A 20,404-nucleotide genomic window follows, 5' to 3' on the forward strand; every position below is an offset into this window, starting at 1 on the left:
TAAAGACAAGATTTTAGGAAAAGAGCTGGATGAATTTTTGCAAAGAAAGATTCATCCAGCTTTTTTTGCGCCAAACAAATTTCACGGAAATATAACGATATTTTTCAGGAATTTCATGACAAAAAAGAATCTGATCGCTTGTGAAAGAATCTGCGGAATCTTTGGGAAAAAGACCGATGCCAAGCCCCGCACTGATGCTGGCAAAAAGAGCGCTCAACGAATTGAATTCTATGATCCTGGCAGGAACTAATTGTTCATCTTCCAGCCAGTTTTCTAAAATCTGCCGGTAAGAACAGCCTTGAGGAAATACTAAAAGAGGCTGCTGAAGAAGCTGTTTTGTTGAAATGTTCTTCAGCGTGTTATTTGTAATCAGGGACAGTTCTTCATCCCTGACAATGACAGAGGATAATTTTTCATGCCTTGTTGCTCCGGCAACAAAGGCACCATCAATAGTATGCTCCAGAAGTTTAGCAAGAGAACGTTTTGATATATCTGTATTTATTGTCAAAGCGATCTCAGGATTAGCTTGATGATATTTGATAAGAATATCCGGTACAAACGTGACAGCAGCCGACTCCATGGTACTGATAGAAAGCGTCTGCTTAGTTGTGTCTGTGGAATGCATAGCATTTTCAGTATCGTAGGAAAGTTGGAGAAGTTTATCTGCGTATGCCAATAAAAGCTCGCCTTTTTCTGTTAATGTTACACCTTGGGATGTGCGATGAAAAAGTTTAACGGCAAACTCTTTTTCTAAATTTTTAATTTTTGTGGAGAGATTGGATTGAGCATAGTTTAATTTTTGTGAGGCACGAAGGAAACTCCCCTCATGGGAAACTGCAGAAAAATATTTTAAGACTTGTAAGTCCATCTTGCAAAACCGCCTTTTATAATATATATTGTATTTAGATATATTTATATATCATTATTATATATAATAATGATGATTTGTAAAGACAGAGCAGAAAAGTTTAAAATATCAATTCTTGATGGACAAAATAATAGCATAATGAATTGTGCAAAGGGGCGCGCATGTTATGAAAAATGATTTTTATGTTGCAAGCTGTGTATTTACTGAAGAAGAACCTGCGTTGAGTAAAAAAGTACAGACCTATGTAAAAGATAAATTTGCTATATCATCTATTCGTTGCTGTACGGCCAACTATAAAGTAAAAGAATTTACAGAAAAAATGCCGCAATGGTATCAAGCTGAATGGCAGTCTATACCTCATTTCTTAGAATATGCGTCGGCAGGTACAATGATATCGATTTGCCATAATTGTTCTGCTGTTTTTGAAGAACGTTATCCTGAAATCAAACGGTTATCAATATGGGAACTGATTTTACAGGATAAGAGTTTTCCTTATCCGAATTATCACGGAGAAAAAATGACAATACAAGATTGCTGGCGGTCAAAAGAAAATAAAGCAGAGCAGGATGCTGTGCGGGCGCTTATGCGGCACATGAACATAAATATTGTTGAGCTGGATGAAAATTACAGTCAAACAAAATTTTGTGGATACTCTCTTTATCAGCCGCAGCCGCCGAGAAATCCCAAATTGGCGCCTAAACGCTTCTTAGCGGGAGCAAAGGGATTGTTTCAGGAGCATACAGCAGAAGAAAAGAAACAGATCATGGAAGTATATTGTTCCCAAATCACCACAGAGAAAGCAGTGGCATATTGTCATTACTGTATCCGCGGATTGAATTTAGGGGGAAAATATGGGATTCATCTGGCACGACTGCTTTTTGAGCCGGAATTGATCTGCTGATTTTTTAATAAATATAATATTCTATTGACTTATAGTGTGATCCAGGTCGTATACTGAATATGACATGGAGGTGGATTTTGTTGATAAAGCAGATAAAATATTTTCAAGCAGTTGTACGCTGTCAGAATTTTACAGAGGCGGCAGAAGAATGCTATATTTCCCAGTCGGCGATCTCTCAGCAAATTCAAGCATTAGAGAGAGAGCTCGGCGTGAAACTTTTGGAACGGAAAAAACGTAAATTCTTTTTGACACCGGCAGGAGAGTTTTTTTATAAGAAGAGTTTAGTGCTGGTGAATGATTTTGATCATCTTTGGGCGGAGACGATTCAAATTGCGAAAGGTGCGGTACATGATCTTGCAATCGGCTATTTGAAATATTATCGGGGAAATGAGCTGCGGCAGTCAATAGCGGAATTTCGGGTTAAATATCCGGAAGTAGCTTTGCAGACACTGGATGGTGCGCATGAGGAGCTCTATGAATTTTTACGTACAGGAAAGGCCGATATAGTGATCAGCGATCTTCGCCGCACACCTTCTAATCAATATGTGAATTATTATCTGACTAAAAAAAAATTTTATGCGGAGCTTGCGGTACAAAATTCTCTTGCCGAATTAGCAGTGGTTACTATGGCAGATTTAAAAAATTTGCCATGCATCATTGTTTCTTCTAAAGAAGAGGAAGCACATGAAGAATCCTTTTATCGGGAATATATAGGTGTTAAAAGTGATTTTGTTTTTGCGGATAGTTTGGAGGAAGCGCATTTAATGGTGGTGTCGGGAAAAGGATTTATGCCGCTTGAGTTCATTCAAGAGCCGACAGATAAAGAATTGGTGGTCCGTCATATTCCTATCATTTGGAATGGAAAGCCGGTGTGCCGCGAATACTATGCATTTTGGCGGGTGGATGCAGTGAAAAATTATATGGAAAATTTCGCGGTTCTTTTGAAAAAAAATTTCTTGGCAGAGGCATGCAATAAAGCTTTCTAAAATTATAGAGATGCGCTGATAGAAAGACTTGCCGCGGCAGGTCTTTTTCTTTTGTGACAAAATAGATAAGTTTTTCTTATGGATAATATGCAAAATCCGAATTGTTCCAAATCATTGGAAGGCATAAAATAGAAGAGTATTAAGACTTCTGCAAGAATTTGGGTGTGTAGGTGAATATAAGCAGATCCTCCGCATGATTGCACGGGGGCGGGGGTAATTGTCAAAAGGCGAATTAAAAGGATATACAAAATTTTTAAGGTTTTTCTATTTTTGTTTTTAAAAATGCTTGCAATGGAGTTAACTCCAAGTGATACGATAAATTTATACACAGTAAAATCAAAGAATTTATAAAAACAGGGGGTATTAGTTATGGGGATTTCGAGGCGGGGGTTTATGAAGTTGGCTGGTGCTGCAGCTGTCGGGACAGCTTTTTCAGGTTTAGGTGGATTGGAAAAATCATTGGCACAGGCGCCGGTTGTCGGCAGTACGGAAGTGACAGGTGGAAATACAGTCGGTTCGACAGCAAAAGTTTATTTTACGCAGCAGATTGATGCAGACCATTTGGTTCGTTTGTATGACCAAATGAATGAAGGCATATATGGGAAAGTTGCCATCAAGCTGCATACAGGTGAACAGCATGGGCCGAATATTTTGCCGCGCGATATAGTAAAAGCATTTCAAGCGCATATTCCTGACAGCGCGATCGTTGAAACAAATACTATGTATACGGGTGATCGGGATACAACTGAAAAACACCGTAAAACATTGGATGTTAATGGCTGGACTTTTTGTCCGGTGGATATTATGGATGAAGAAGGCACGGTCATGCTGCCGGTTCGAAATGCTCTTCATCTCAATGAAGTATCAATGGGCGGGCATATTGTAAACTATGATTCAATGATTGTGCTTACTCATTTTAAAGGACATGCCATGGGCGGCTTTGGCGGGTCGCTTAAAAATATAGCTATTGGCTGTGCGGATGGAAAGATCGGTAAACGCCAAGTTCACGGTTTTAAAAAATCAACGGCACCACAAGCTCAGGATTGGAGTGATTCCATGGTAACGAAAGAATTGTTTATGGAAAATATGGCTGATGCCGGTAAAGCAACGGTGGATTATTTCGGCAAACATATTATATTTATAAATGTTCTGCGCCGCATGTCGGTGGACTGTGATTGCGCCGGAGTGAGCGCAGCTGAACCAAAAATTTCTGATATAGGGATTTTGGTGTCAACCGATATTCTGGCGATTGATCAGGCATCGGTAGATATGGTCTATGCTAAACCGGAAAATGAAAAACATGATCTTGTGGAACGTATGGAATCACGGCATGGCTTGCATCAGCTAGATGCTATGCGCAAGCTGAAGATGGGCAATGATAAGTATGAGCTGATTTCTATCGATTAATCCGGTCTGCCGGGTACAGTGCCGTGCTTAAAATAAAAAAGTAAAGGTTTTGTTTTCAAAATATATAAAACGCAGTCAAATTTGAAGCTGACATGAAATAATACGAATGAATTGCTCTATTTTTCATCAATTGCCGAAGGGAGTACCAACCATACTTTAATGAAAACAAAATTTTTTAGTAATCATGATATATTTAGACTATTTTTGCCAATAATTATTGAACAATTTCTCGAATACCTTGTAGGACTGGCGGATTCGATCATGGCTGCTTCTGTCGGAGAAGCGGCAGTATCAGGGGTTTCGCTTGTCGATTTTGTTATGGCTCTTTTAATCAGTCTTTTCGCGGCTTTGTCAACCGGAGGTGCGGTGGTGGCCGGGCAATATTTAGGCTCGCAAAAAGAAAATGAAGCAAGAAATACGGCAAATCAGTTGGTCTGGTTTGCCGGTATTTCATCATTACTGATTATGTGCTGTATATATTTGCTGAAACCTTTTATACTGCATGTTATTTTTGGACAGATAACCGCTGCCGTGGAAGATAATGCTGAACGCTATCTCATGATTACAGCACTTTCTATTCCTTTTTTGGCATTGTATAATGCCGGAGCCGCTATTTTCAGGACCATGGGAAACGCCAGACTTCCCATGCTGATCATGCTTGCTATGAATATTGCCCATGCGGCAGGAAACGCTGTTCTTATTTACGGATTTCATTTTGGCGTGGAGGGTGTGGCTATTCCCACTTTATTGGCTCGTATTGCTGCTGCTGTTATTGTTCTGGTATTTGCCATGGATCGGCGTCAATCACTTTATCTTGCGCGAACGTTGAAATATAAATGCAATTTAAAATTAATCAGGCAGATCCTCAGCATAGGTATTCCCTATGGGTTAGAAAACGGACTTTTTTATTTTGGACGCATTGTTGTATTAAGCTTGGTTGCTACTTTCGGTACGGCTGCTATTGCTGCAAATGCCGTCGGCGGCACTATTGTTATGTTTGAAGCCTTACCCGGTATGGCGATTGGTTTTGGAATGACTGTTGTCATTGCACGATGCGTCGGTGCCGGAGATTATGAACAGGCAAGATATTATACAAAAAAGATCATGGGGATTGTTTATGCAGCCCAAATTGTAAGCTGTGCTGTTGTTATAGCACTTCTGCCGGCAATTATGGATGTTTATGGATTATCTTCGGAAGCTACTGCGATGGCATATAAAATTGTTTGGGCTCATGCTCTTATCGAAATTTTAATTTGGCCATTGGCGTACACGCTGCCTGTTGCATTCCGTGCTGCGGGAGATGCAAAATTTCCAATGGTAATAGGGACACTTTCCATGATTTTTAGCCGCATTGCTTTGTCCTATGTGCTTGCAATTGATTTTGGGATGGGAATGTTCGGTACTTGGATAGCCATGTTTATTGACTGGCTGATCAAGGCAGTAATTTTTTTGATACGCTATCTGCGCGATACATGGACACATTATAAGGTGATTTAGAAGTGCTTGGCCGTATTGTAGATGGATTCATGAAAGAGTGATAGAAATTCTGCAGAGAAGATGCTATATGGAGTTACAGGTGTATGAGCAATCTTGTAAAGCGGCTGTATTGTCGAGATAATCTGTAAAATTATATTTGTGAGAGTAGGAATTATATGTGTAAAAAAGTATTGGTTTTATCTGCCAGCCCGCGCAGAGGAGGAAATTCAGATATCCTTTGTGCCCAATTTGTGCGAGGCGCAAGAGATGAAGAAAATGAAGTTGAGAAAATTTTTCTTAGAGATAAGAAAATCAATTATTGTACTGCCTGTTATGCATGCAGAGATAGAGGAAAATGCGTTCACCAGGATGATATGGCAGAAATTCTAGAGATGATGATTGCGGCTGATGTCATTGTTATGGCATCACCTGTTTATTTTTATACATTGGATGCACAGATGAAGACTTTGATTGATCGAACTGTTGCACGCTACACAGAAATCAGAAATAAAGAATTGTATTTTATTATTGCGGCAGCAGATACAAGTATTTCGATGATGCAGCGGACTATTGAATGTTTTCGCGGATTTGCTGACTGTCTTGATGGTGCCAGAGAAAAGGGTGTTATTTACGGAGTTGGCGCATGGAATATTGGCGATATTGAAGGCACCAAAGCAATGCAGGAAGCCTATGAGATGGGAAAAAATGTATAAAATAAACTGATGAGACGGAGAGAAATATGAGTAAGATGATAGTAGTGTATTATTCATGGTCAAATGGAAATACAGAAAAAATAGCAAAACAGCTGCAAGAGGCCACGGCTTCTGAGATTGCACGCATAGAAATGGTAAAGCCTTACAGCGGAAGCTATGAGGATGTTGTAGAACAGGGGAAAGAAGAGGTCAATCGTGGATTTAAGCCTGAAATAAAATCAATGGCAGTCGACCTGAAGAATTATGATATCATTGCGGTAGGCACGCCGACCTGGTGGTATACAATGGCTCCTGCCGTAGCTTCGTTTTTAGATAACCGGGACTGGAATGGTAAAATAGTAGTCCCTTTCATTACCAACGGCGGTTGGCCGGGGCATATTATTAACGATATAAAAATAGCCTGCCAGGGAGCTGAATTTGCTCAAGAAATGGAAGTTCGTTTTGATTCCAGCGGCGGAAACCATATGGAAACAGGAGAAGATGAAGTTGGGGCATGGATTACGCGAGTGAGAAATATTCTTTTAGGGTGAAATAAAAGAATTTATATTTTTCAGACCGTACTTTATTGATCATCAGGTATGGCAACTGATGAGGATGAATATTAATATTGGCTCAGGAGGTATTTGATGATGAAAGAATTAAGTATATTCCCAATAGGGAAAAAGAACGATGCATACGCAAAATATTTTACAGGACAGAGTTATTTAAATATGTTGTCATTGGATCAGGTAGTTGTAGGAAATGTAACTTTTGAACCGGGGTGCCGCAATTGGTGGCATATACATCATGCAAAATCTGGCGGCGGACAAATTCTTCTTGTTACGGCAGGAACAGGCTATTATCAGGAGTGGGGCAAAGCAGCGCAGGAATTGCATCCGGGAGATGTGGTGCACATTTCTGCGAATGTAAAGCACTGGCATGGTGCGTCGCCGAATAGCTGGTTTGCTCATTTGGCTATTGAGGTTTCGGGCGAAGAAACTTCAAATGAATGGTGTGAACCAGTACCTGATGATGAATACGGGAAATTAAAATAATTTATAATAAAATGTTTTGTTCAGGTAAATTCTTGAAGATTGCCTTATGAGGAGATTTACCATTAAAGCAGTACATTGACAGTTCTTAAATGTAATGATATCCTATATATAATTATTTTCCAGCTAATTAGAAAACTAAAGGCTAGGAAATCAGATGTGTTTTCCGTCTGCTTTCCTAGCCTTTTTTGTTTGTATTTCAGGTAATATACTTAGGAGGATAAAATATGAAAATAACTGTTAATGGAGAAAAAATTACTTTGGAGAAGGCTGTTACTGTTGAGGAACTGCTTGTTGTTACGCATGCAGAGACTCCTGAATATGTAACTGTCCAGATCAATGATGAATTTGTTGATCGCAGTGATTTCACCGACAAATTGGTAAATGATGGCGACACAGTCGAATATCTTTATTTTATGGGTGGTGGGAGTTTATGAATCTTACCAACGAACAAATGCAGCGTTATTCACGCCATATTATTTTAAAAGAAGTAGGCGGCAAGGGACAAAAAAAATTGCTGTCATCTAAGGTGCTCATTATAGGAACAGGCGGGCTGGGTGCACCTGCAGCTATGTTTTTGGCTGCGGCAGGAATAGGCAATATAGGTCTTGTTGATTTTGATACGGTAGAGCTTTCCAATCTGCAGCGCCAGATAATACACTTTACCGACGATGTAGATAAACCCAAAGTGCAATCAGGCAGAGAAACAATAAATAAAATGAATCCGGACGTAAATGTGACAACCTATGAAGAAATAATAACTGCTGCCAATATCAAAGACATAATCAAAGATAAGGATTATGACTTCATTATTGATGGTACTGATAATTTTCCGGCAAAATTTTTGATCAATGATGCCTGCGTGATGCTGCAAAAACCCTTTTCGCATGCGGGCATCATCCGTTTTAAAGGGCAGACTATGACTTATCTTCCGGGAAAAGGGCCTTGCTACCGTTGTGTATTTCAGACACCGCCTCCCGCCGATGCTGTTCCAACATGTAAACAGGCTGGAGTTCTTGGAGTTATGGGAGGAATAATCGGTACCATTCAGGCCACTGAGGCGATAAAATATGTTTTGGGTATTGGCAGCCTGCTGAACGGTTATTTATTGACATATGATGCTCTCAATATGGAGTTTAGAAAGATAAAAATTCCGCATAATCATAAATGCGGTGTGTGCGGTGACCATCCTACCATTACGGAATTGATAGATTATGATCAGCCCCAATGCGAATTTAAAAGGTGATATAATGATTATTTTAAAAAAAGACCAATTTCAAAGTATTGTGGAATACGCTCGCGGCAATCTGCCTGAAGAGGCCTGCGGCCTTCTTGGCGGATATATAAAAAATGAGAAACGTATTATTGAAAAAATATATTTTCTGACTAATCTTGATCACAGCCCGGAGCATTTTTCAATGGATGCCAAAGAACAATTTGCAGCTGTTAAAAATATGAGAAAGCATGGATATGTATTGATCGGTAATTTTCATAGTCATCCGTCATCTCCGTCAAGACCGTCAGAGGAAGATAAAAGGTTGGCTTTTGATCCGCTGATGAGTTATTTGATTTTATCCTTGGCAGAGAAAGACCCCATATTAAGAAGTTTTAAAATAGAAAATAAGATTTCCAGTGAGGAATCCATAAATATATTATAGGGGGAAAAGTTAGTGGGGAATGTTGATTATAAGGAACTTAAAAAAGGCGGCTTTATGCGTCAGATACAAAAAGGGTATTTTTCTATGCGGCTTAAATCTGTCGGTGGGCATTTGACTGCACAGCAGCTGAAAACAATTCAGGAAGTTGCAGAAAAATATGGACACGGTTATATACACCTGACATCACGTCAGGGAGTGGAGATACCTTTTATAAATATTGATAATGTAGATCAGGTAAAGCAGGAACTGGCTCAGGGTGGTGTACAGGTGGGAGTATGCGGCCCGAGAGTAAGAACGATAACAGCGTGTCAGGGCAATAAAATATGTCCTTCAGGCCTTATTGATACAGTGGATGTGGCCGCACAATTGGAAAAACGTTACGGTGGCAGGGAATTGCCGCATAAATTTAAATTTGGTGTTACAGGATGCTGCAATAACTGTCTGAAGGCTGAAGAAAATGATTTGGGAATAAAGGGCGGTGTAAGACCGGCGTGGAATGATAAAGTATGTACATTTTGCGGTCTTTGCCAGATAATTTGTCCAGGGAAGGCCATAGAGGTCAATAAAAAGGATAAAAATTTAACTTTTGATATGGAAAAGTGCATTTACTGCGGCAAATGTTTGAAGGTATGCCCAACTTCTGCGTGGTCTGGAGACCCTGGTTTTATTGTCTCATTCGGTGGTTTGTACGGAAACAGGATAACAGTGGGCAAAAGATTGCTTCCCTTGATTTTTTCGACTGATATTTTATATAAAATTATTGACGCAACACTGACCTTTTTTGAAGAAAATGCAAGAAAAGGGGAACGATTTGCCAATACTTTGGACAGAGTAGGCTGGCATTTATTGGAAAAGGAGCTAAAAGAAGTATTATGAGTATAAAAGCAGATGATTTTGTAGATATAACGGATGTAGTATGTCCGGTTACTTTTGTAAAAGCAAAGATGAGCATAGAGGATCTTGAAGACGGGCAGATCCTGGGAATTAAGATGAATGAAGGGGAACCTATATTAAATGTTCCGCGCAGTTTTAAAGATGAAGGTCATAAAGTTATTGAGGTAAATGACAATGAAGATGGTACATTCACCATATTCGTTGAAAAGGGTGGTCTTTGATGAAATTTACTACTAAGCTTTTACACGGTAATGTCGGCCCTAACGCTGAAACAGGGGCAACAACACCACCCATATACCAGTCTGCCGCATTTAATCATCAAAGTGCCTATGAAATGGAAAAAATTTTTTCAGGAAAAAAACCGGGATTTGTCTATACGCGTGTGAATAATCCAACAATTGATTATTTTGAACGCCGCATGACATTGCTTGAAGGAGGAGTTGGATCGGCAGCTTGTTCATCGGGGATGGCGGCTATATCTCTTGCTGTTTTGAATATAGTGCGAAATGGAGATGAAATTGTTTCGGGAAGTGGTATCTTCGGCGGAACCTATTCATTTTTTAATGGACTGTCAGCATATGGAGTAAAAACGATTTATGCCAAAGAAAATACGGCGGATTGTATTGAAAAGTGTATCACTGATAATACCAGACTCATATTTTTAGAAACTATTGGCAACCCTAAGCTCGACGTACCGGATATTGGAGCTTTTGCCCGACTGGCTCATGAGTATAATATACCGTTGATGATTGATAATACTGCCGCAACGCCTTATTTGATACAGCCTTTAAAACATGGAGCTGATATTGTTGTCCATTCAGTTTCAAAATTTATTAACGGAGGCGGCAATTCAATAGGCGGAATAATTATCGACAGCGGGCATTTTAAGTGGAACAAGGAAAAGTTTGCGCATTTTGGTGATTTTGCCAAGTTTGGGCCGTTTTGTTATCTGGCGAAACTGCGGGCGGGATTATTTAAGGATATAGGCAGCTGTATGGCTCCTTTCAATGCTTATCTGACAAATATAGGGCTTGATACGCTTTCATTAAGAATGGAAAGAGTGTGCAGCAATGCTGATAAACTGGCAAAATATCTGTTGACCTGCGATACAATTAAAGCGGTAAATTATCCGGGACTACCTGATAATCCCGATCATGAAATAGCAAAAAGACAATTTGCTGATAAATATGGCGCCATATTGACCATAAGAATCGGCACAAAGGAAAAAGCCTTTGCATTGATAGATAATTTGAAATACGCACTGAATGCAGCAAACATCGGCGATACAAAGACTTTGGTCATTCATCCCGCTTCCACAATTTATGCTGCGGATAGTGATGAACAGAAAATGAATGCAGGTGTTTATGATGATCTTATAAGAATTTGTGTCGGGCTTGAAGATATAGAAGACATTGAGGCCGATTTTAAACAAGCCTTATCTAAAATATAAATCAAAATAAAAATGCTCAATAAAAAACTGCCGCACTGTATGATTCTCTGCAGTACGGCAGTTTTTATCAAATAAACGGTGGTCTGTTCACTTATTTAGTAATTTGTTGCTCTGACCTGGAAGAAAGATTGAGGATGATCGCATACCGGACAAATTTGGGGTGCCTTTTTAGCTTCGCATACATAACCGCAATTTGCACACATCCAAATCACTTTTTCATTTTTCTTGAAGACGGTATCTTCTTTTATGTTGCTTAAAAGAAGCTGATATCTTTCATCATGTTCTTTTTCTATGGAAGCTACCATTTCAAAAAGTTTAGCAATTTTTTCGAAACCTTCTTCATGGGCTATTTTGGCAAAACCGGGGTACATGCTTGTCCATTCGTAATTTTCGCCGGCAGCGGCATCTTTTAAGTTTTCGGATGTATCACCGATGCCGTGTACCAGTTTGAACCAAATTTTAGCATGTTCTTTTTCATTTCCTGCAGTTTCTTCAAAAATCTGCGCTATTTGCTGATAGCCGTCTTTTTTTGCCTGAGCTGCATAAAATGTGTACTTATTGCGTGCCTGGGATTCACCGGAAAATGCTGCTAATAAATTTTGTTCAGTCTTTGATCCTTTTAATTCCATTCTTAATCTCTCCTATAATAAAAAATTATATATAGTTGGCAAATTTAATTACCAATCTTTAGCTGATAATAAAAAACGGAAAACTATTATTGATTAGTATTATATATCATACACTTTAATTGTCAAGAGCGTATGCTTTATTTACTTTGACTTGATGTATAATATTGCATATAATAGGAGTATTAAAATTACGAAAAGTAACGGGGCGATGAAGATGTCGTTTTCGAAAATGGAAACTTTTTTGGAAAAGCATATAGAAGGTTTTTTTAATCGTAAATTTGCCAGTGATCTTCAGTTTGCGGAAATACAAAAAAATATTGCTCATATTATAAATCGCAATAGAACGAAAATAAATGGTATGTCATTCGCGCCCAATTATTATGAAATCTTGATGAGTGAAATAGATTATGGGCGTATCTGCTCACGCAAATCGCGAGAAATGCTGTACGAATACATAGTGTGCAGTGTAATGCGGCAGGATCTGTTTATTGAAGATGCCCCATTTATTAAATTCAGCAAAAATAATGAAATGAAAAAAGGCAGCTGCGATATTCGTGCGGCCTATATGAAAGATGAGGAAAAAGATAAAGAAATTTGTGATGTTGCCGAAAAAACTATTGTTATTCAAAAACCTACTATAAAGGAAACTGCCGCAATGCCTTCTGAGCATGTCTATGCTGTGCTCACAGTAACTGAGGGAAAGGATATAGACGCTCATCTGGATATCGGCAGTCAGCAGATCCATATGGGGAGACGGGAAGAAAACGAATTTTTACTTACTGATCCCAATGTTTCAAGGTTGCACGCATATATATCTTTTGAAAAATGCAGACATATTTTATATGATGCAAATAGCTTGAACGGTACATTTGTGAATGGCAGAAAAATTTCTGCATCATGTCTCAAAGATAAGGATATAATAGATATGGGACATACACAGATGGTTTATGAGGTGCTTTAATGACGATAAAGATATTAATTACAGCATTGGAGTATGCACTTTTGTTTTGTATATGTGCATTTGTTTATAAAACGATGCGGGCGATGTATTTTGATATACGTGAGAAGGCATACAGTAAAAACGAGGCACATGCAGAGAAGAAGGTTGCTTTGCTTATATTGCAGTCATATGATGAACGGCTTTTAAATAAGCGGATTTTATTCAGCGACATGCTGACCTTAGGGAGAGGCCCCGATAATGATATAGTACTGTCTGATGCCTATGTATCACATCATCATGCGGTCATCAGTCCTATAAAAAACCAATATCAGATTGAAGATCTGCATAGCCGTAATCGTACATATGTAAATGAAACAGAGTTGGATAATAAAATTTTTCTGCAGAATGAAGATATTATAAAAATCGGAACGACGATATTCAGATTCGAGAGGTGATAATAATGCATGTGACACATGGCAGTAATGTGGGATTGGTCAGAAAGAACAATGAAGACAGCTATATCTGCCTTGAACCGTATGCTTTTGCTGTCGCTGATGGAATGGGGGGACATGCGGCAGGTGAAGTAGCCAGCAGACTTCTGATTGAAGAGGCATCACGTATTTTACGGCAGCAGCAGGGTGATGTCTGCAATGAAGGATTATTGAAAAAGATTATTGCAGGGGCAAATGCTGCTATTCTTAAAAAGGCTGATGCAGATGAACGCCTTGCGGGTATGGGAACGACAGCCAGTATAGTGTATGTTTGGGAGAAAAAAGCAATATGGGCACATATTGGCGACAGCCGCATATATTTTCTGCATGGCGGAAATTTGACTCAAATTACGACAGACCATTCACTGGTGGATATGTGGGTCAGAAATGGGACTATAACTGCGGAGGAGGCATTGCATCACCCGCAAAAGAATATTTTGACGCGGGCAGTAGGTGTTGACAGCAGGATTGAGATTGATACCGGCGAATTTTCGGTGTCAGCAGGAGACGTGCTCCTGCTGACAACAGACGGATTAACTAACATGGTTGAAAATGATAAAATAGAGCATGTGCTGCTTGATAAAAATATAGAAAATAAGGCGGCCTGTCTTATAAATAAAGCTGTGAAAAATGGCGGAACAGACAATGTAACTGCAATAGTGGTGGAGTTTTGAAATGTATTATTTAAAAAATAAGACATTATGTCTTCAAGCTTTGCTTCCGGCATTGGCAATGCTGATTTTTTATATTAGGGACAATTCGGTGGCTACAACAGAAAATTTGGTGATAACTACAGCGGCATGTTTGTTATTTATTGCGGTTCCCTTGGCATCAAGGAAGTTTATAAAAAACATTGACGGATATATATTACCATTGATATGTTTTTTGTGCAGCATGAGCCTCATTATGATGCTGCGCTTGAAAATGAGTTTATTTCATGCGCAATTTCGCTGGATTGTAATAGGAATGATTCTCATGTTTCTCACAATTTATTTTTCAGAGAAATTGCTGCGGCTTCTCGATTATCCTTATATACTCGGCTTATGCAGCATTATTGTGATCGGGTCGGTTATAATATTCGGAACAGAAATAGGGGGCGGGTTAAACTGGATTGTAATCGGACCTTTCCAGATGCAGCCTGCAGAATTTTCTAAGTTGTTGATACTTGGTTTTTTGGCATCATATTTACAGGAAAATCAAAATATGCTTAATTTACCCAATAGACACTGGGGTTTTTTGTATTTACCGCCGCTGAGATTTTTTGCGCCGCTTGTAGTAATTTGGGGGATAGCCCTGCTTATATTTGTTTATCAACGCAATTTGGGATTTGCGCTGCTGTTTTTTGGTATGGCTATGATGATGACTTACGCTGTGACAAGTAATAAATCATATATATTTTTGGCGGTGGTGTTTTTCATAATAGCATCTTTTTTTAGTTATATGGTGTTCGCACATGTGAGAGTCAGAGTCATTATATGGCTTAATCCATGGGCCGATCCTATGGGGCAGGCTTATCAGATTGTTCAATCCTTATTTGCACTGGGCTATGGGGGACTTTTTGGTACAGGTTTTTTTCAAGGGTCCCCGGAAATAATACCTATTGTCCATACTGATTTTATTTTTTCTGCTATTGGTGAAGAATTTGGACTCATTGGAGTATTGGCGGTGATTATGACATATTTGCTGATATTTTTCCGTTCTATTAAAATAGCCTTTTCCTGTACTAATGAAAAATATAAGTTATTGTCTTTTGGCATAGCAGGAACCATGCTTTTGCAGTCTTTCATAATATTGGCAGGCGATACCAAGTTGATCCCGCTGACAGGAATCACACTGCCATTTATCAGTTATGGCGGCAGCTCGATGCTTTCAGAATTTATGGCTATGGGCTTGCTGCTGGCCATAAGCGCAAAGGAGAATTATCGTGCGCGACAATGATATAAATAGGAACATGCTGAGAATAGTGCGTGTTTTTATAGTAATGTTTGTAGTCCTGATAGGAAATTTATCCTATATACAAGTTATAAAGGGTGACTCATATACTAATAATCCACTTAACCCGCGCATTGCCAATAAGGAGAATTCTACTTTGCGCGGAGATATATTGGATCGAAACAATAAAAAGATAGCCTATAGTCAAAAAGAAGAAAATAAGGTGAAACGCGTTTACCCATATAGTATGCTTTTTGCTAATTCAGCGGGATATGTTGGTAAAAATATTGGAAGTGCAGGAGTTGAGCAGACAGAAAACAGCAGCCTGAGCGGAGTAAACATGCTTTTGCATCAACTTGGACCGTTGGAACAGCTCTTTGCAGCGGAGAAGGGGAATACCGTAAAACTGACATTGGATGAAAATATTCAAAAAGCTGCCTGGGATGCTATGGGAAATAAGCGGGGAGCAGTGGTTATTTTAAATACTAAAACAGGAGCTGTTCTGGCTATGGTGAGCAGACCTGCTTTCGATCCTAATGGTGTAGAAGAAAATTGGCAGGCTTTGCGAACCGATCCGCAGAGTCCGCTTTTAAATAGAGCTGCGCAGGGACTTTATCCGCCGGGATCAGCGATAAAACCGATGATAGCAGATGCGGCTTTGGAGCAGGGTGTTATAAACACAACAGAAAAAATAAATTGCGGTCCGTATTATGATCTTGGCAACGGTCAGAAAATATATGAAGCCGACAAGGCGGTATACGGCAATATAAACCTAGAAGAAGGTATTATTCATTCCAGTAATGTAATGTTTGCCGGGCTGGCTGTCCAGATGGGCGATAAGGGTTTGGAAAATGCATTCAAGAGGTTCGGCTTTTATGATGAACTAAAAACGGATTTTACACAGCAAAATGCACATTTGTCTGATTTCGCGAAATTGAGCAGGGGAGAAACAGCTCAGGTGGGAATCGGACAGGCAGATTTGTTGATATCACCTTTGCGAATGGCTATGCTGGCATCGGCTTTTGGCAATCAGGGAAAAATGATGAAGCCATATATGGTGGATGAGATACTTTCACCGGGCGGCACCACTTTGCAAAAAAACTCACCGGCAGTCTTTAAAGAGGTTACCACACAGGACAGGGCGAATACAATAAACAGTTATATGGAAAATGAAGTGTTAAAGGGAACAGGACGAAATGCGGCGGTAAAAGGAATAACCATCGCTGGTAAAACGGGAACAGCAGAGAATTCATTCGGCGCTGATCATGCATGGTTTATAGGCACGGCACAGGTGAAGGATGAAAAAATATCTTTTGCCATCATTTTGGAAAACAGCGGTTTTGGCGGAGCCGAAGCTGCGCCGGTTATAAAATATGTAATCAACACTATGCTTAGGGAGGATTAAACATAATGTCTAAACAAATTTTGGCTGAACGCTATGAATTGATAGAACGTATCGGCGACGGGGGCATGGCTGCTGTTTATCGTGCACACGATCAACTGCTGGACCGTTATGTAGCTGTGAAGATACTTCACCCTCAATTTGCCAATGATGAAGAATTTATAATTCGCTTTAAAAAAGAGGCACAGGGAGCCGCGAAACTTTCGCATGCTAATATTGTAAATATTTATGATGTAGGTGAGTGGGAAGAAAAGCATTTTATTGTAATGGAATATGTTGAGGGTGAGACGTTAAAATGCAAGATTCAACGCGATAAAAAATTATCAATACGTGACACGCTGAATATCAGTGCTCAGATCAGTGAAGCTTTGGAACACGCGCATACACATAATCTTATTCACTGTGATATCAAACCGCATAATATACTGATAAAACCGAACGGGCAGGTAAAAGTAGCCGATTTTGGCATAGCCCGCGCTGCATCATCTTCCACTATGACCTATAGCGGCAACGTAGTCGGGTCAGTACACTATATTTCACCGGAGCAGGCACAGGGTAATTCGATAACACCAAAATCAGATATTTATTCATTGGGTGTAGTTATTTATGAAATGCTGACAGGCCAGGTTCCCTTCAAAGGTGAAAATGTTGTGAGTATAGCTTTAAAGCATTTACAGGAAACACCTGTTCCTGTTCATGAATTACGTCCAGATGTGCCTCCTGTAGTGGAAGCGATAGTTTTAAAAGCAATGGAAAAGGATCCTCTGAAACGCTTCAGCAGCAGTCAGCTCATACTTGATATACATAAAGCGGAAAAAATGCTTTTTTCTGAGGAACAAACAGCAGATGATCCATATGCAACCAGAGTCCTGCCCCGTGAACAAATTCAGGAAATAATGAGCCAAAACGCAGAAAGATCCGTGCATGGCAAACAGCAGGGTTCTGTCATGAAGTCAAAAAAGTTCATCATACTGCTTGTATTCATATTGATGATCGGTTTTTTCACTGGAGCGTTTCTTTCTTTCGGTAAATTTTGGAGCAACGCGGAAGTTTCTGTTCCAAACGTCGTGGGACAGACTGAAGAACAGGCTAAAGCTATGCTGGAGGATAAAAAACTTCGTGTGCAGATTTCCCAGAATTACAATACAGATGTGCCGTCAGGCATTGTAATATCTCAAACACCGGAAGCGGGAACTACGGTGAAGGAAGACAGGATGATAACTATATATGTCAGCAAGGGCGCAGAAAAAGTTGCCGCACCTGATATAACAGGGCTTACAAAGGAAGACGCAGAAAAGCAGCTGAGTAAGATCGGTTTGAAAATAGGAACAATTATCGAGGAATATTCTGATAAACCTTCTGGGACTATTTTGCGGCAAAATCCCACAGCAGGCGATAAAATAGATAAGGGCAGATCAGTTGATATTGTGGTAAGCAAGGGAAAAGAAATAAAAAAATTGACCGTTCCTGATGTAACGGGCGACACACTTAGCGCTGCGCGAACGATTATAGAAAATGCAGGATTCTCTGTGGGAACAATAACAGAGGCAGAAAGTGATAAACTGCCGGGAACTGTACTTGAACAAACACCTCGATCGGGCGGGCAGGCTGAGCAGAAAAGTGCAGTCAATATTGTAGTGGCGAAGCAAAAGATCACAAAGGAGCAAGCTAAGGAACCTGCTAAAGACAGCGGCAGCGAAAAGAAAGTAAATACGGACAAAAAAGGAAACTGAGTTCGTCTTATAATGAGGAGGATAAATTTTTGAAAGCAGTTATTTTATTATCCGGAGGATTAGATTCTACTGTTTGTATGGCAGCAGCCAAAAACAAAAATTATGATCTTTATCCGATAAGTTTTGATTATCAGCAAAGACATAACATAGAATTGGAAAGCGCAAAAAAAATAGCAAAGTTTTTTAATGTCAAGAAACACTTAATAATCAATACAAATATGAACGCTATCGGCGGTTCTGCTCTTACCGATAATAGTATTGAAGTGCCCGATAGAGATCCTGACGGAACAGATGTACCAATAACGTATGTTCCTGCCAGAAATCTCATATTTTTGAGCTATGCTTTGGGTTATGCTGAAGTATTGGGAGCAGAATATGTTTATATAGGCGTGAATGCAGTTGATTATTCAGGTTATCCGGATTGTCGTCCTGATTTCATAAAAAAATTTCAGGATTTGGCTGACTATGCCACAAAAGCCACAGCGGCTGAGCATAAAAAAATAGAAATAGTAACACCTCTGCAAAATCTCTCGAAGAAAGATATTGTTCTATTGGGCGCTAAATTGGGAGCACCGTTATCTATGACCAGAAGCTGTTATAACGGCGGAGAAAAAGCATGCGGACATTGTGACAGCTGCAAATTGCGATTAAGAGGTTTTGAGGAAGCAGGTCTGAAAGATCCGATAGAATATATGGAGTGATAATGTTTTGAAAGATGTTCAAAATATGGGAGATACCCGAGGTATTGCTATTCAGAGCGTAGGTATAAGCAAGGCTTGGCTGCCTTTTCTCGCTGCATCAGAAAAGGGGAATCCACAAAATGTAACAGCCTTGGTCGCAAAATTTACTGTCGACTTGCCTAAAGAATATAAAGGAACACATATGAGTCGTTTTATGGAAATATTACATGAATATGCAAATAAACCACTCAATTTTACGGCAATCGATGAACTACTCAAAGAAGCATTGCGCAAGCTCGATGCAAAATCAGCGCATATCACCATAAATTTTAAATATTTTATAGAAAAAGCTGCACCTGTCAGCAAAAGAAAATCGTTATTGGATATTGATTGTATATTCAGCGGCGATAAAGTTGAAAATAAACCATTGGAATTTACAATGGCTGTAGCGGTCCCAGTTACTTCTTTATGTCCATGCAGTAAAGAAATAGCTGATTATGGGGCACATAATCAGCGCAGTATGGTAAAAGCTGCTGTCAAATTTTCCTGCCCGAACGGACTGACTATTGAGAAGTTAGCGGAAATTATTGAAAAAGAAGCTTCATCATCTGTCTACTCAATATTAAAACGTGAAGATGAAAAATATGTTACTGAGGCGGCCTATGAAAATCCTAAATTTGTCGAAGACATTCTGCGCGATTTAGTTTTATCTTTGCGAAAATTGAAAGGGATAGATTATTTTTCTGTCGAATGTGAAAATTTTGAGTCCATTCATAATCATAATGCATATGCTTCACATGAAGAATATGCATAAATATTGTTGAATATAAAAGGCTGCGATACATGATGAAAAGCATGTGCCGCGGCCTTTTGCAGGCACAATAAGAAAGGTGTGCGGCAGGAAGAAAGGAGAGGGAAAAAGAGCAAAAAGGAAAAATCTGAAAAAAAGATCAGAAAAAGGATTGACAAAGAATGTGAGATTAGATATAATAATTTCTGCGCTCAAGAGAGCGGCAGGGACTCGGAAACAAATCAATAAGATTTGAAAAAAAGTTCTTGACAAACGAAAACGCCTGTGATAATATATACAAGCTGACTCGTTGAGGCAGGCACCTTGAAAACTAAACAATACATCATAATGTTTTCAAACATACCGGATGTGCGGTTTAAATATAAACCTGAAACAATTTCTTTTAAAACAAAATGAAAGAGC

23 protein-coding genes are annotated in these 20,404 nt (G+C 39.4%); 21 read left to right on the forward strand and 2 right to left on the reverse strand.

Annotated features, from left to right (window positions below; translation table 11 throughout):
* Positions 1 to 13 precede the first annotated feature (13 nt).
* Complete coding sequence (locus tag NXG61_RS09270; protein WP_196605919.1) at positions 14 to 868, reverse strand: LysR family transcriptional regulator; 855 nt, start codon at positions 866 to 868, stop codon at positions 14 to 16.
* A gap of 166 nt (positions 869 to 1,034) precedes the next feature.
* On the opposite strand from NXG61_RS09270, the gene NXG61_RS09275 reads away from it, so the two are divergent.
* From NXG61_RS09275 to NXG61_RS09335, 13 genes are all read left to right on the forward strand, one after another.
* A complete protein-coding gene (locus NXG61_RS09275; protein ID WP_196605920.1) occupies positions 1,035 to 1,769 on the forward strand; it encodes a hypothetical protein in 735 nt (244 codons plus the stop codon).
* A gap of 77 nt (positions 1,770 to 1,846) precedes the next feature.
* The gene (locus NXG61_RS09280) at positions 1,847 to 2,755 is read left to right on the forward strand and encodes a LysR family transcriptional regulator (protein ID WP_307222184.1); all 909 of its coding nucleotides are present in this window, start codon (positions 1,847 to 1,849) and stop codon (positions 2,753 to 2,755) included.
* Between the two features lie 369 nt (positions 2,756 to 3,124).
* Positions 3,125 to 4,162, forward strand: a complete 1,038-nt coding sequence (locus NXG61_RS09285) for a DUF362 domain-containing protein (RefSeq protein WP_196605922.1) — start codon at positions 3,125 to 3,127, stop codon at positions 4,160 to 4,162.
* Between the two features lie 204 nt (positions 4,163 to 4,366).
* The gene (locus tag NXG61_RS09290) at positions 4,367 to 5,659 is read left to right on the forward strand and encodes an MATE family efflux transporter (protein WP_196605923.1); all 1,293 of its coding nucleotides are present in this window, start codon (positions 4,367 to 4,369) and stop codon (positions 5,657 to 5,659) included.
* A 155-nt stretch (positions 5,660 to 5,814) separates the two neighbouring features.
* Positions 5,815 to 6,351, forward strand: a complete 537-nt coding sequence (locus NXG61_RS09295) for a flavodoxin family protein (protein ID WP_196605924.1) — start codon at positions 5,815 to 5,817, stop codon at positions 6,349 to 6,351.
* A 26-nt stretch (positions 6,352 to 6,377) separates the two neighbouring features.
* Positions 6,378 to 6,881, forward strand: a complete 504-nt coding sequence (locus NXG61_RS09300; protein WP_196605925.1) for a flavodoxin — start codon at positions 6,378 to 6,380, stop codon at positions 6,879 to 6,881.
* Between the two features lie 96 nt (positions 6,882 to 6,977).
* A complete protein-coding gene (locus NXG61_RS09305) occupies positions 6,978 to 7,385 on the forward strand; it encodes a cupin domain-containing protein (RefSeq protein ID WP_196605926.1) in 408 nt (135 codons plus the stop codon).
* A 224-nt stretch (positions 7,386 to 7,609) separates the two neighbouring features.
* Positions 7,610 to 7,819, forward strand: coding sequence for a sulfur carrier protein ThiS (gene thiS / locus NXG61_RS09310; protein WP_196605927.1), 210 nt, complete (start codon positions 7,610 to 7,612; stop codon positions 7,817 to 7,819).
* Positions 7,816 to 8,628, forward strand: a complete 813-nt coding sequence (locus NXG61_RS09315) for a HesA/MoeB/ThiF family protein (protein ID WP_307222179.1) — start codon at positions 7,816 to 7,818, stop codon at positions 8,626 to 8,628. The genes thiS and NXG61_RS09315 overlap by 4 nt, the downstream gene beginning before the upstream one ends.
* A 4-nt stretch (positions 8,629 to 8,632) precedes the next feature.
* The gene (locus tag NXG61_RS09320; protein ID WP_307222178.1) at positions 8,633 to 9,040 is read left to right on the forward strand and encodes a M67 family metallopeptidase; all 408 of its coding nucleotides are present in this window, start codon (positions 8,633 to 8,635) and stop codon (positions 9,038 to 9,040) included.
* A 12-nt stretch (positions 9,041 to 9,052) separates the two neighbouring features.
* On the forward strand, positions 9,053 to 9,916 hold the full coding sequence (locus NXG61_RS09325; protein WP_307222176.1) for a 4Fe-4S binding protein: 864 nt from the start codon (positions 9,053 to 9,055) through the stop codon (positions 9,914 to 9,916).
* Complete coding sequence (locus tag NXG61_RS09330; RefSeq protein ID WP_196605930.1) at positions 9,913 to 10,155, forward strand: sulfurtransferase TusA family protein; 243 nt, start codon at positions 9,913 to 9,915, stop codon at positions 10,153 to 10,155. Before NXG61_RS09325 ends, NXG61_RS09330 begins: the two co-directional genes overlap by 4 nt.
* Complete coding sequence (locus NXG61_RS09335; RefSeq protein ID WP_196605931.1) at positions 10,155 to 11,384, forward strand: O-acetylhomoserine aminocarboxypropyltransferase/cysteine synthase family protein; 1,230 nt, start codon at positions 10,155 to 10,157, stop codon at positions 11,382 to 11,384. Before NXG61_RS09330 ends, NXG61_RS09335 begins: the two co-directional genes overlap by 1 nt.
* Positions 11,385 to 11,479: 95 nt before the next feature.
* Here NXG61_RS09335 and rbr read toward each other — a convergent pair whose 3' ends face one another.
* Entirely contained in the window at positions 11,480 to 12,013 is a 534-nt protein-coding gene (gene rbr / locus NXG61_RS09340) for a rubrerythrin (protein WP_196605932.1), read from the reverse strand.
* Between the two features lie 214 nt (positions 12,014 to 12,227).
* Between rbr and NXG61_RS09345 the strand changes: the two genes are divergently transcribed.
* From NXG61_RS09345 to folE2, 8 genes are read left to right on the forward strand one after another with little or no spacing between them, the layout of a single operon-like run.
* A complete protein-coding gene (locus tag NXG61_RS09345; RefSeq protein ID WP_196605933.1) occupies positions 12,228 to 12,974 on the forward strand; it encodes an FhaA domain-containing protein in 747 nt (248 codons plus the stop codon).
* Complete coding sequence (locus NXG61_RS09350) at positions 12,974 to 13,408, forward strand: FHA domain-containing protein (protein WP_196605934.1); 435 nt, start codon at positions 12,974 to 12,976, stop codon at positions 13,406 to 13,408. The genes NXG61_RS09345 and NXG61_RS09350 overlap by 1 nt, the downstream gene beginning before the upstream one ends.
* Positions 13,409 to 13,413: 5 nt before the next feature.
* Entirely contained in the window at positions 13,414 to 14,118 is a 705-nt protein-coding gene (locus NXG61_RS09355; protein ID WP_196605935.1) for a Stp1/IreP family PP2C-type Ser/Thr phosphatase, read from the forward strand.
* 1 nt (position 14,119) lies between these two features.
* Entirely contained in the window at positions 14,120 to 15,382 is a 1,263-nt protein-coding gene (locus NXG61_RS09360) for an FtsW/RodA/SpoVE family cell cycle protein (RefSeq protein ID WP_196605936.1), read from the forward strand.
* Positions 15,369 to 16,781, forward strand: a complete 1,413-nt coding sequence (locus NXG61_RS09365; protein ID WP_307222171.1) for a peptidoglycan D,D-transpeptidase FtsI family protein — start codon at positions 15,369 to 15,371, stop codon at positions 16,779 to 16,781. Before NXG61_RS09360 ends, NXG61_RS09365 begins: the two co-directional genes overlap by 14 nt.
* Positions 16,782 to 16,786: 5 nt before the next feature.
* The gene (gene pknB / locus NXG61_RS09370) at positions 16,787 to 18,511 is read left to right on the forward strand and encodes a Stk1 family PASTA domain-containing Ser/Thr kinase (protein WP_196605937.1); all 1,725 of its coding nucleotides are present in this window, start codon (positions 16,787 to 16,789) and stop codon (positions 18,509 to 18,511) included.
* Between the two features lie 29 nt (positions 18,512 to 18,540).
* On the forward strand, positions 18,541 to 19,212 hold the full coding sequence (queC, locus tag NXG61_RS09375) for a 7-cyano-7-deazaguanine synthase QueC (protein ID WP_307222168.1): 672 nt from the start codon (positions 18,541 to 18,543) through the stop codon (positions 19,210 to 19,212).
* Positions 19,213 to 19,219: 7 nt separating this feature from the next.
* Positions 19,220 to 20,005: a GTP cyclohydrolase FolE2 gene (folE2, locus tag NXG61_RS09380; protein WP_196605939.1), complete on the forward strand. Its 786-nt coding sequence runs from the start codon at positions 19,220 to 19,222 to the stop codon at positions 20,003 to 20,005.
* The last annotated feature ends 399 nt before the right edge of the window (positions 20,006 to 20,404 follow it).

Source organism: Pectinatus haikarae (assembly GCF_050916305.1).
Taxonomy (GTDB): domain Bacteria; phylum Bacillota; class Negativicutes; order Selenomonadales; family Selenomonadaceae; genus Pectinatus; species Pectinatus haikarae.